This window comes from Pseudomonas gingeri (assembly GCF_013386165.1).
GTDB lineage: Bacteria > Pseudomonadota > Gammaproteobacteria > Pseudomonadales > Pseudomonadaceae > Aquipseudomonas > Aquipseudomonas gingeri_C.
Window position 1 is genome coordinate 235,770 of the sequence record NZ_JACAOS010000021.1, and the last position, 12,076, is coordinate 247,845.

Below are 12,076 nucleotides of genomic sequence, written 5' to 3' on the forward strand. Positions count from 1 at the left end.
TCCGACGAGGCAGGGTGTTATTGGCCCATACGGATTTTGGCTGTTACCGACATGCCGACTCGCAGCTTCGCTGCGGCAGGTTGCTCGGGATCAATGCGAATGCGCACAGGCAGGCGCTGGACGATCTTCGTAAAGTTGCCAGTGGCATTGTGCGGCGCAACGGCGGAGTAGCTGGCGCCGCTGGCCGGTCCCAGGCTTTGCACCGTTCCTTTCAGTGCCTCGCCCGGCAAGGCATCCACTTCGATATCCACGGTTTGGCCTGACTGCACGCGGGCCAGTTGCGTCTCCCGGAAATTGGCCGTGATATAGACCGCATCGAGCGGAACAATCGCCAACAAGGGTTTTCCAATATCGACGAAAGCACCCACACGTACCGATTTCTGTCCGATCGTGCCACCGATCGGTGCGCTGATGCGGGTATAGGAAAGCTTCAGTTGCGCGCTGGCTTGCGCGGCTTGCGCTTGGGCAAGTGTCGCCCGTGCCTTTTCCAGATCGGCTTTGAGGACATCCACCTGTTGGCGAGCCGCCTGTAAACCCGCCTGGCTCTTTTCCCCGCCGGCCTGTTGAATGCTCAATTGCGTTTCGGCCTGCTGCCGCGCTTGCACGGTGCCCGAGCCGTCGCTGGCCAGGTTGCGATAACGCGCCTGATTGACTCTGGCCAGCTTGAGTGCGGCGTCGTCTGCGGCGACTGCCGCGTGTGCCTGGCGTATTGCGCTTTCCTGTTGGGCCAGGTGTGCTTCCAGGCTGGCGATACCGGCCTGGGCACTCGCGACCTGGGCCGTCGCCGCCTCCACGGCAACCACGAAATCACGATCATCAAGGGTCGCGAGCAGCGCCCCTTGTTTGACTGGCTGGTTGTCTTCGACCAATACCTTGTCAACCGTTCCCGACACCCGCGGCGCCACCGCGGTGAAGTCCGCTTGTACGTAGGCGTCATCGGTGGACTGGGTCGATGCGCGGGATTCGGGGCGATTGAGGTAGAGAATGCCGCCAATCGCCACGGCGAGCAGCAGCACGGCACTGATGAGCTTGGCTTTCTTCGGTAAGGCCATGATGGATTACTCGTCTGAGGAAGGTGAAATAGCAGAAGGGGGCGAGGCCGCGGGCAAATCGGGTGCGGGGATATAGGTCAGCCGCAGCACGAGAGGAACCAACAGCAGTGCCAGAATGCCAAGCACGCGATAGGCATCGGCGACCGCCAGCACCAGCGACTGCTGGTCGATGATGCCGATCAATTGGGACGGTTCAGGCGCCTGCGCAAGGGCGTTACTTGCCAGGGCCGCCTGGTCCAGCAGCATTTCCCCATGGAAGCGGCCGCGCATGCTGATGAGCTGTCCGACCAGCGCGGCCCCGACCAGTGACCCGAAGGCGCGCAGCGTGTTGATGGTGCCGGAGACATAAGGGCCTTCGGGGGGCTGCACCACGCTGGTGACCAGAAACAGCATCGATATGATTGCCATCGGTTGACCAAAGGCTTGCAGCGTTTGCGCCACGACGAACTGATCGCGGTTCCAGTCTGAGGTCAATTGCGCACCGCAAAAGCACGCCAGCGCGATCAGGAACAACCCCGAGGCGAACACGATGCGCGCGTCGAGCCACTTCTGGTACAACAGCAGCGCCACCACAAAGCCCAGGACCAGTTGCGGCAAGGCGATGATCAGGCCGATCGAGGCCATTTGCGCGAGCCGGTAGTTCTGCAGTGCGCCGAGATAGTTGGCCGGCAACAGTGAACTGGACATCAGCACCACCAGCAGCGAGACGAACAGGGTGCAGCCCAGTCCCAGGTTGCGGCGTCCCAGGATCTGCAATTTGATGAACGGCGACGGGTGGTACCACTCGGTGAGCAGGTAGACGGCCAGCAGGGCCAGCCCCGCCATCAACGATAAAGTGATCAACGGCGACTCAAACCAGTTCAGCCGCACGCCTTGATCCAGGGCGACGGTAATCAAGCCGAGCGCGGGCACACCGCAGGCCATGCCGGACCAATTGGCCTGCCCAAAGCGTGCATTCTGGATGGGTTCACGCGCCAGCCCCCACCCCACCAACAATCCGGCGACGCAGGCGAGGGGAACGATCTGCCAGTACAGCCAGCGCCAGTCGAGCAGCCCATCGGTCCAGTACCCGGCCAGCCAGATCGAGAGATTGGGCGCGAAGGTGGCGGTCATCGCATACAGCGCCAGCCCATACAGGCGGATGGGCGGTGGCAGGAATTTCAGCGCGGCCATCATCAGCAACGGGATCGTCGTGCCGCTGGCAACGCCTTGAACAAAGCGCAGGATCAACAGAAGGTTCAGATCGTGAATGAACGGCAGGAGCACTGCCAGCAGCGTACAAGTACCGAGCATCCACAGTTCGAAGCGGCGGACCGAGAGCGTAATGGCAAACCACGCCGAAAATGGCATGGCGATCAGTTCCCCGGCACTGTATGCCGTGGTCAGCCAGGAGGCGTCGTCCAGGCCAAAACCCAGCGCACCACGGACATCGGCCAGCGCCAATGCGCCGACGCGGGCGTTCAATCCTGCCATCATGGCGGCCAGGAAAATACCAACCAGACCTGCCATGGGGCGCTTCGAGGGCTTGGCCAGGGACGCTCCGGTTGCAGGAGCGTCCTCTGGCGACAATGCGGCGCCATTCATTGGTCGGCCTTCGAGCGTGAAGTGGCCGGTGACACCCTGGCAGCCGGATCATCCGATGAAGGCACTGGCGAATCATCGACGCCGGCCCGCAGCGTATTCTTGAGTGCGTCCGGGTCCCAACCGCCACCCAGGGACTTGTAGAGGTTGACCACGGTGAGCGTGACGTTGGTCGTGCTGTCATTGAGACGGGTTTGGCTGGCCAGCACGTTGAGCTGCGCCGTCAGTACGCTCAGATAGTCGGCGGCACCTTCCTGATAGCCTCGCTCGGCAGCCTGCAAGGCCTGCTTGTTCTGCTCATACGCAACCAGCAACTCATCATGCCGACGCTGCTGGGCCGTCCAGGCATCCAAGGCATTGTCCACTTCGTGCCAGGCGCGCAATACCGTTTGCCGATAGGCCAGCGCTGCGGTTTTTTGCCGGGACTCGTTCAGGGCCAGGCGCTGCGTCAACCGCCCGCCCTGGAAGATGGGGAGATAAACCGTCGGGCCGACGGAAAAGAAGCGCGAGTCCCAACTAAAGAGATCGCCACTTTCGAAGGATTCCACACCGATTTGCCCTCTCAGGCCGATACGTGGATAGAAGTCGGCCTTGGCCACACCGATGGCTGCCGTGGCGGCATGCAGCTGCGCTTCGGCGCGCAGGATGTCCGGTCGCCGGTGAGCCCATTCAGAAGGGACACCGATCGGTATGCGGGTCGCAAGTGAAGGCAAGGGCAGGGTTTCACGTAGCCGGGCATCGAGCGCCCGCGGCTTTTCACCCAATAACAACGCCAGTGCATTCATCAGGGCGTTGCGACGCTGGATCAGTTCGGGAACCGAGGCTTTGATTGTCGCCACCCGCGCGCGCGCCGATGAGGTTTCGAAGCGAGTCGCGATGCCATTACGCTCGCGGCTTTCGATCAGGCCGAGAATGTGTTCGGCGATGGTCAGATTTTCCTGAATGATGTCCAGTTGCGCCTGCGTGCCGCGCAACTGCAAATAGGTGCGCGCCACTTCGGCGGACACGGCCACCCGAGCTGCTTCGCGGTCATATACCGTGGCTTCCAGGGCCGCTGCGGCGCCTTCGCGCAGACGTCGTGCACGTCCCCAAAGATCGATCTCCCAACTGGCATCGAAGCCAAGCTGCCAGAAGTCGTAGGGGCTGCTGGAGGCTCCCAGTGCGACAAACTTGCCATGCTCGCTGAGCCCCTCGCGGTCGTAGCTGGCTCCGGCTCCCACGCTGGGCAGCGACTGCGCGGAGGCAATACCCAGTTGCGCCCGGCTTTGCTCGATGCGTTCGGAGGCTATTTGCAGATCCAGGTTTTCAGCCTGCGCACGTGCTTGCAATTCGGTGAGCAGTGCATCGTTGAGCAACCGCCACCACTGGGAGGGAACCCTGGCTTCGGACGTGAGGGGAGTGCTGGCGGATTCCTGCCTGGGCACCAGGGTCGTTTTGCCAAGCCCGCTCTCAGGCTTCACAAAGTCGGGTCCCACCGTGCAGCCAACCAGCGAGGCGACACACAGCGTTGCGGCTGCGCACAGCTGTAGTGGCGAGCGTACCGAATGTGAGGTCATTACAGCGTCCTGGTAGTCATGAATGGGGTCGCATCGGCGCGGCGTCCTTGCGCGACCGCGCCGATGCTTCGATGCCTGGTCAGGACAGGCCGGACTTGTCTACACCGAATGCCTTGTCGTACGCGCCGGGTACGAGCTGGAAAGCCACGTTGATGCGATTCCAGGCATTGATCGACATGACCAGGAAGGTCAGGTCGGACAATTCCTTCTCGGACAGCTGCGTGCGAACACGCTCATAGAGGTCATCAGGCACGCCCTGGGCAGGGATCTGGGTCAGGATTTCGGTCCACGCCAGGGCCGCGCGTTCGCGCGGACTGAACAGGGTCGACTCGCGCCAGATGGCGACATGATGCAGCCTGAGCGGCCGCTCGCCATGGATCGTGGCTTCCTTGACGTGCATGTCCAGGCAGAACGCGCAGCCGTTGATCTGCGATGCCCTGATATCCACGAGATGGCGGATCGGCTCCTCGATGGCGGACTGTTTGAAGGCCATGCTGAACTCGACGAACTTCTTGAACAGTTCGGGGGATTGCTTCTGGTAATCGATGCGTTGGGTCATGATGGATCCTCGATGTGAGAGGTACGTCCTACCTGGGTATCCAGCGTGCTAGCGTCTGGCTGGCACGCCTGTGTAGCCCGCAAGGGCGGGCGGTGATGCTTGATGAGCGCCAGGCTCATCCTTGTGTCGATGAACGATTGAGCCAGTTCTGGAAGCGTGTCGCGCCGATGTGCGCGTTATCGCCGGTAACCAGGGATCGATCATCCAGCTCGCTGCCGAAGTAGCGCGCACGCACATCGGCGATGACCGGCCTTTTGTCGTTGCGCGCGGCAAGAAACTTGCGTGCGAGTTCATCGAGAGGAAAGCGATCGGGGCCCCCCACCTCGACGATGCCATTGAGCGGTGCGCCGACTGTGAGATCGGCCAGCACGGCCGAGACGTCATCCGCCGCGACAGGCTGGATAAGGGCGGGCGAAAGGCAAATCGTGTCGCCGTTGACACCTGAGTTGACAATGCCTTCGACGAACTCGAAGAACTGTGTCGAGCGCAGGAGGGTGTAGGGAAGCTTCGATGCCTTGATCAGCTCTTCCTGGGCAAGTTTTGCCCGCAGGTAACCGCTTTCTGGAAGGCGATCGGTGCCAACGATAGAGAGCGCGACGTAATGCTCCACGCCAGCGGCCGCCGCGGCGGCCAGCAGGTTTTGACTGGAGGTCTTGAAGAACTCCAAGACGGCCTGGTCTTCAAACGAGGGGGAGTTCGCCACGTCGACGACGACCTGGGCGCCGACAAGCACCTCGCTCAATCCTTGCCCGGTGAGGGTGTTCACGCCTGTGCTCGGCGATGCCGCCAGCGTTTCATGGCCATTGAGACGCAGCCTGCTGACAATATTCGAGCCGATAAGTCCTTTACCGCCAATCACGACAATTTTCATGTCTCGCTCCTCGCTTGAGTGTCGATCATCCTCGTTGCGGTGACCGATGCAGGGAGTGTGCTGGTCAGCCCGATCGAATACTTTGCCAATGCCTTGGGTTTCCATTGAATTTGGCTTGGGTATTTGTCCAGGAGCCCGTGTTATAAAGGGTTCAGCCTGACCGCAAAGCGCCGGTCGGTATTGGTGGGCATGTGCCCGGTGGGTCAGTACGGGACAAGGAACCCTGAATGTTATTGGTGTTTGACGAGTGCGTGCTCGATCTGGATCGACGCGAACTCCTCCGGGCCTCCCAGGTCATCGCGACGGCGCCCCAGGTCTTCGATCTGCTGGTCTATCTGGCGCACAGTCGCGAGCGCGTGGTCAGTCGCGACGATTTGATCAATGCGATATGGGGCGGCCGCATCGTCTCGGAATCGACCCTGGCCAGTCATATCAACGCGGTACGCAAGGCCGTCGGCGACAACGGTCAGCAGCAGAGCGTGATCCGAACGGTGGCCCGCAAGGGGTTTCGCTTCATCGCCGAGGTCAGGGAAGTCAAGTCACTGGAGGACTGTGGCCTTTCCGGCAGCGAGTCCGCCAGCGCGGTTCAAGCCGGCGCATCCGCACCGGCGCTGCCTGCCAAACCGTCCATTGCGGTACTGCCGTTCGTGAACTTGAGCGGGGACCTGGAACAGGATCATTTGGCCGACGGCGTGGTGGGGGACATCATCGCGGCGTTGTCGCAGTATCGCTGGCTGTTCGTCGTCGCGCGCAACTCGTGCTTTACCTACAAGGGCCGGGCGGTTGACGTGAAACAAGTCGGCCGCGAGTTGGGCGTGCGTTATGTACTGGAAGGCAGTTGGCGCAAGGCCGGGGAGCGGGTGCGCATCACCGGCCAGCTGATCGATGCGATCAGCGGGGAACTCCACTGGGCGGGCCGCTTCGAAGGTGTGTTGGGAGACATCTTCGAGCTCCAGGACCAGATTACCGAGAGTGTGGTCGGCGCGATTGCACCACAGCTTGAGCGAGCGGAGATCGAGCGTGCGAGACGCAAGCCAACCGAAAGCCTCGACGCCTACGATTATTACTTGCGCGCAATGGCCAAGTTTCATCATGGCACCAAAGAGTCTATCGACCAGGCCGTGCCGCTCTTCCACAAGGCCATCGAGTTCGACCCGGAATTTGCATCAGCCTATGCGATGGCGGCGTGGTGTCGTAGTTGGCGCAAGGCCAATCGCTGGATGACTGATGATCCACTGGAGATCGCGGAGGCTATTCGCCTGGCTCGTCGGGCCGTGGAGTTGGACAAGGGCGATGCGGTCGCTCTCACCAGAAGCGGTCATACGCTCAGCTATCTGGCCGGCGATCACCAGGGCGGCATCGCATTGCTGGACAGGGCACTCATGCTCAATCCGAATCTTGCCGCAGCGTGGTACCTCGGCGCGTTCCTCAGACTCTGGCAGGGCGAAACCGACGCGGCCATCGAATACTTCACGCACGCCATGCGGTTGAGCCCCCTCGACCCGGAACTGTACAGGATGCAAGCTGGAATGGCGGTCGCGCATCTCTTCGTCGAGCGTTTTGATACGGCGTCGTCATTGGCGGAGAAAGCCTTCCGCGATTTACCGAGTTTTCTGTTGGCTGCTGTCATCCTTGCGGCCAGCCACGCACTTGCCGGTCGGATGAGCGACGCGCAGCACGCGATGGCGCATGTCCGTCAGCTCGACCCTACATTGCGTCTCTCCAATCTTACCGAGTGGCTACCGATCCAGCGGCCGGAGAATCTCGCCACGCTGGTGGACGGTCTGCGCAAGGCGGGGCTGCCGGAATAAACGGGTTGCACAAGCACACCAACGTATGAGCGCTTAGCACTGAAGCAGGAGTGCCTGGTGCCGGTGTGCGACTTAAAGTGCATCGTCGGTTGGATGGGTAGAAACGGCCGCTCAGGCCCATCCGTCCAGCGCTTCCAACGGCCGCCGCGGTTTTTCTCCCCTGAACGCTAATCTATCTATTGATGGAGAGGAGATTGCGCGCAGCTTGCCACCTGTTCACTGAATCCTTGCACGGCATAAAGGATTCTGGAGAAGCCATTCATGTCTACATTCCTGCAGGCTCACCCCTTGATTGCGGCCATCACCCTGATACTGATTGAGCTGGCGCTCTGGCAGTTGATTGGTGCCTCGCGGCGTAACCTGCGAATGTGCGTGCGCGTCGGAATTTTCGTGTTGTTCTGCTGGGTCATGCTGTCTGTCGGCATCAGCCCCTTGCAACCCCCCCTTTGGCCGGAGGATCCGGTACTGAACCTGATGGCCACGGTGTTGGGCATCGGCTGGTGGCTATTTGCGGCCAGGACACTGACGGTGATCCTGGGCAATGGCCTGATGTCGCGCGCCGGTCGCAACGCCCGGTTGCTCTACGATCTGATGGGGGCGCTGATATTCCTGGTCGGCATTATCGGCGCCGCCGCCTATGTCTTGCAGCTGCCGGTCAAAGGCTTGCTGGCGACTTCCGGGGCGATGGCGATCGTGATCGCCCTGGCGGTGCAAAGCACATTGAGCGATCTGTTTTCGGGCATCGTGATCAACACCACCAAGCCTTACCAACTGGGGGACCAGGTTTCCATTGAGGGGACCCAGGGAAAAGTGGTCGAGATTGACTGGCGCTCGACGCATTTGATCACCGATCTGGGCGCCGTCGCGGTGGTGCCCAACTCCGTGGCGGCGAAAGCACGGATTATCAACTTCAGTCGTCCCGGGAACGCACAAGGTGTCAGCGTGACCATTGCGGTACCCCGCAGCATGCGTCCGCGTCGCGTCATTGATGCCCTGGAAAAAAACCTTGCGCGGGACTCAGGCGTTGTTACCGGCGTTTTCCGCCAAAGTCTCGATCAAGAGTTCTCATCTCGAGTACACCGAGTACGAACTCAAGGGCTACATCGCGTTGGAACAAGACAAGACCGAAGTGTGCAACCTGATGTTCGATCTCGCCCATCGTCACCTCGAAGCCACCGGTGTTTCCTGGGACACCGATCAGGACAATCAGCCCTGGAACCGTCAACGGCAGTTGCTGGAGGACGTGCGTATTTTCCGCTCACTGAGCAACGATGAACGTGATCGTCTCGCCCGCGAGATGACCCCGGTGGACTATCAGGCCGATGAGGTGCTCCTGGCTTTCGGTGCGGTTGCCGATTGCCTGATGATTATCAGTACCGGGGTGGTTTCCGTTTCGATTCAGGATGCTGAAAAACGGGTTGAGGCCATGCGTATCGGGCCGGGGGAGGTCATGGGCGAAGAGGGGGTGCTTGCCGAAAGCCGCTCGCTGGGAGAGTTTCGCAGTATCACCAGTGGCCGGTTTTTCCGGATTGAAAGAGCGGCGCTCGACACTCAGTTGAAACACCCCAGCGATTTGAAATCTGCCCTGGGCCATCTGCAGGATCAGCGTCAGGGCATTCGTCAGGCCATCGTCACGCAAAAACCTGAAGCGCTCAAGAAAAGCGGGTTGTGGCACTGGCTGTTGCCACGGCGCTGAAATGGCTTTCCCAAAAAAAAGCGCCCGCCGGAAAGTTCGTGGCGGGCACTTGGGAAATGCCCGAACCAGCAAGGAGAGTGCTGGCCGGGATGGGGATGTCTGACTGGCTGTTTTGCGATCAGGCTACCGGAATCAGTGGGTCGGCGGAGGCAAGCGCGGTGGCACGGTCAGCCGCGGGCGGATAGATCCACACGGTGTTGATTTGAGTCTTGAACGCCTTCGCCTCGTGCTTGATCAGTTTTACCTGTCGATCCCAGCCCTCGGTGAACACGGCCCCCCAGCTGCCCAGGTCCACGCAGGTGACGTACTTGGGTTGGCTGTAAGGCATCGGCTCCACGCCCAGCAGGTCCGCAGCGGCGTTGTTGCCGGCGTAGCGGCCCAGGGCAATCGCATGCTGGCAGGACATCACTGAAAAGTTGCCAGCCGTATCGGTCGCGGCATACGCCACATCCCCGGCGGCATACACCGTCGTTTGATTGCGTACCTTCAAGTGCTGATCGACGTGTAGCCGGCCTTGATGATCACGGTTACCGTTGACTTGTTCGGTCAAGGGACTGGCACGGAAGCCGACGGTCCAGATCACGGTGTTGGATTCGATGCGCTGACCGTCGGCAAGGGTGACCCCCTCGGCATCGATCGAGGCGACGCTTGCATTGAGTACCCATTCGACCCCCAGATGCTCTGAAGCCTCGAAAATGAAGGGACTCAGTTCGTTGCCCATGGTGGCGGCGATTTGAGGGCTGCGGTCGACGACAATCACTCGGATCTCGGCGTCGTTGCCCAGGGCCGCGCGCAGACGCGCAGGCATTTCGGTTGCCGTTTCGATGCCGGTCAGGCCACCACCGGCGATCACTACCGTATTGCGGGCAACGCTGGCTGGCCGATCCTTCAGCGATTTTATGTGGGCTTCCAGACGAGCGGCTTCTTCGATCTGGTCGACGTCGAACGCATACTCGCTCATGCCTTCGGTGGCGGGGCGATTGAGGCGGCTACCCGAGGCCAGTACCAATCGGTCATAACTCAACTGACCTTGATGGCCGTGTGTGTCGCTGTAGCTGACCTGCTGGTTTTTCTCGTCGATGAGGTCGGCCGAGCCCCGTACGAATTTCACTCCCACGGCGTCGAACAAGTCGTTCAGGGGCGCCTGCATGGTATGCACGTTGGCCTCGTAAAAGCGTGGACGCATCCGCAGTTCGGCCTGAGGCGCCAAAACGGTGATATCGACGTCATGACGATCGTGCTTGTCCAGCAAACGGGCTGCGCTCAAGGCGCTCCAGACTCCGCCGAATCCTGCGCCAATGATCAATATCTGCTTTTTCATTAGGTTGCTCCTGGAACATAGAGGGAATACGTCGGGGGGATGTTATCCACGCTCACGGCCTGGAGCACTGCTACATAGGGGCAGTCGAGGCATGACGAAGTGTGATGTTCGTATACCAAGGTATTGCTATTGGGAAGGCGGGAGAATTGAAATGGCCGCAGCCATTCGCACCAGCTCGGCAAATGAGCGGGCACCCATTTTTCGCATGGCTTGGCCACGGTGTATCTTCACGGTGATTTCGCTCAAGCCGATTTCCCCGGCCGTTTGTTTGTTCATCAAACCTGACACGGCCAGCGCCATGACCGTTTGTTCACGGGCTGTCAGTGTCGAATAGCGCCTGCGCAGATGATCGGTATGACGCTCGGCCTCGCGATGCTGTCTGTCCCGTGCATGGGCAGCGTAAACCGCATCGATCAGATCCTGCTCACGAAACGGTTTGGTCAGAAAGTCCAGCGCTCCGGCTTTCATTGCTCGTACCGTCATGGCGATATCACCGTGCCCGGTGATAAACACGATCGGCAGGTTGATGCCGGCCGTGGCCAGGTCGTTCTGAAAGTCCAGGCCACTGCGGCCTTGCAGTCGCACATCCAGCACCAGGCAACTGGTGGTGTCCGGGCGCTGGTATTGCATGAACTCCGCGGTCGAATGGAACAGTTCGACCCGCAGTCCGAGGGAGCGCAAGAGACTTCCGAGGGAGGCGCGCAGTGGCTCGTCATCGTCCACGATAAAGACGAATGACTCACTGTCGGTGGTTTTGTCAGTGGCGTTCATGGCTTGTTTCCAAGGGGCGGTGGAGCCTGCAAGTCGCCGGAGACCAGCACCGGTAATGCAAACAGGAAGGTGCTGCCCTTGCCCGTTGCGGCGCTTGCCCAGATACGCCCGTTGTGAAAATCGATGATTGAGCGGCAGATGGACAGTCCCAGGCCCAAGCCGTTTTTTTTAGTGGTAAAGAACGGCGTGAACACGTGGGGCAGGAGATCGGCGGGTATCCCCGCACCCCGGTCGGCGACTTCCAGTACGGCTTCGTTGTCTTTGATCCAGGTACGAATGCAGAGGATTCGTTCACCGATCTCGACCCTCTCCATGGCATGGCAAGCGTTGATGATCAGATTGATGATGACTTGTTGCAGTTGCAGGCGGTCAGCGTTGATCTGCTCAGTGAAGGTGGCGAGATCGACTTTCGGACAGACCTTGTGCCGGGCCAATTCGCATTGGAGCAGGTCCAGCGTCTCCTGGACGATGTCATTGAGCGATGCTCTCTGGCGTAGCGGATCGCATTGGCGAGAAAAGGTCCGGACCCTGCGGATGATCTCACTCGCCCGTTGGGAACAGCTGATGATCCGGTCGAGTGATTGGCGTGCTTCGTCCAGGTCGGGGAGCGGGCGATCGAGCCAATGGCGGCAGGCTTCAGCGCTGCTGCTGATCGCCGTCAGGGGCTGATTGACCTCATGGACGATGGACGCTGCCAGTTCACCCAGAGAGGTCAAGCGACTGATATGGGCCAATTGGGCCTGGGCGCGGAACAGCGCTGCTTGCGCCTTGATCAGGGCGCAGATCGAAAGCAGGTTGATTGCCAGTAACGGCAACATGATGCAGAGCAGTTTGTACAGCATCTTGCAACGGATACCT

Annotated in this window: 9 protein-coding genes and 1 pseudogene; 2 read left to right on the top strand and 8 right to left on the bottom strand. The window is 60.5% G+C overall.

Going from position 1 to position 12,076, the window contains the following annotated elements; genetic code table 11:
* Positions 1 to 17: 17 nt before the first annotated feature.
* The 5 genes from HX866_RS26200 to HX866_RS26220 all read right to left on the bottom strand — a co-directional run bounded on the left by HX866_RS26200 (position 18) and on the right by HX866_RS26220 (position 5,619).
* Positions 18 to 1,052, bottom strand: a complete 1,035-nt coding sequence (locus HX866_RS26200) for an HlyD family secretion protein (RefSeq protein ID WP_177140680.1) — start codon at positions 1,050 to 1,052, stop codon at positions 18 to 20.
* Between the two features lie 6 nt (positions 1,053 to 1,058).
* Positions 1,059 to 2,561: an MFS transporter gene (locus HX866_RS26205; protein ID WP_256345006.1), complete on the bottom strand. Its 1,503-nt coding sequence runs from the start codon at positions 2,559 to 2,561 to the stop codon at positions 1,059 to 1,061.
* A 71-nt stretch (positions 2,562 to 2,632) separates the two neighbouring features.
* Complete coding sequence (locus tag HX866_RS26210; protein ID WP_177140682.1) at positions 2,633 to 4,189, bottom strand: efflux transporter outer membrane subunit; 1,557 nt, start codon at positions 4,187 to 4,189, stop codon at positions 2,633 to 2,635.
* 79 nt (positions 4,190 to 4,268) lie between these two features.
* Entirely contained in the window at positions 4,269 to 4,748 is a 480-nt protein-coding gene (locus HX866_RS26215) for a carboxymuconolactone decarboxylase family protein (protein WP_177140683.1), read from the bottom strand.
* Between the two features lie 115 nt (positions 4,749 to 4,863).
* Positions 4,864 to 5,619 (bottom strand): SDR family oxidoreductase, encoded by a 756-nt coding sequence (locus HX866_RS26220; RefSeq protein WP_177140684.1) that lies wholly within the window; start codon positions 5,617 to 5,619, stop codon positions 4,864 to 4,866.
* A 227-nt stretch (positions 5,620 to 5,846) separates the two neighbouring features.
* Between HX866_RS26220 and HX866_RS26225 the strand changes: the two genes are divergently transcribed.
* Positions 5,847 to 7,430 (top strand): winged helix-turn-helix domain-containing tetratricopeptide repeat protein, encoded by a 1,584-nt coding sequence (locus HX866_RS26225; protein WP_177140685.1) that lies wholly within the window; start codon positions 5,847 to 5,849, stop codon positions 7,428 to 7,430.
* A 261-nt stretch (positions 7,431 to 7,691) separates the two neighbouring features.
* Positions 7,692 to 9,126, top strand: a pseudogene (locus tag HX866_RS26230) (mechanosensitive ion channel family protein).
* A 118-nt stretch (positions 9,127 to 9,244) separates the two neighbouring features.
* On the opposite strand, the gene HX866_RS26235 reads toward HX866_RS26230, so the two are convergent.
* The 3 genes from HX866_RS26235 to HX866_RS26245 all read right to left on the bottom strand — a co-directional run bounded on the left by HX866_RS26235 (position 9,245) and on the right by HX866_RS26245 (position 12,060).
* A complete protein-coding gene (locus HX866_RS26235) occupies positions 9,245 to 10,447 on the bottom strand; it encodes an NAD(P)/FAD-dependent oxidoreductase (protein WP_177140686.1) in 1,203 nt (400 codons plus the stop codon).
* A gap of 126 nt (positions 10,448 to 10,573) precedes the next feature.
* Positions 10,574 to 11,218, bottom strand: coding sequence for a response regulator transcription factor (locus HX866_RS26240; RefSeq protein WP_177104380.1), 645 nt, complete (start codon positions 11,216 to 11,218; stop codon positions 10,574 to 10,576).
* A complete protein-coding gene (locus tag HX866_RS26245; protein ID WP_177140687.1) occupies positions 11,215 to 12,060 on the bottom strand; it encodes a sensor histidine kinase in 846 nt (281 codons plus the stop codon). The genes HX866_RS26240 and HX866_RS26245 overlap by 4 nt, the downstream gene beginning before the upstream one ends.
* Positions 12,061 to 12,076 lie beyond the last annotated feature (16 nt).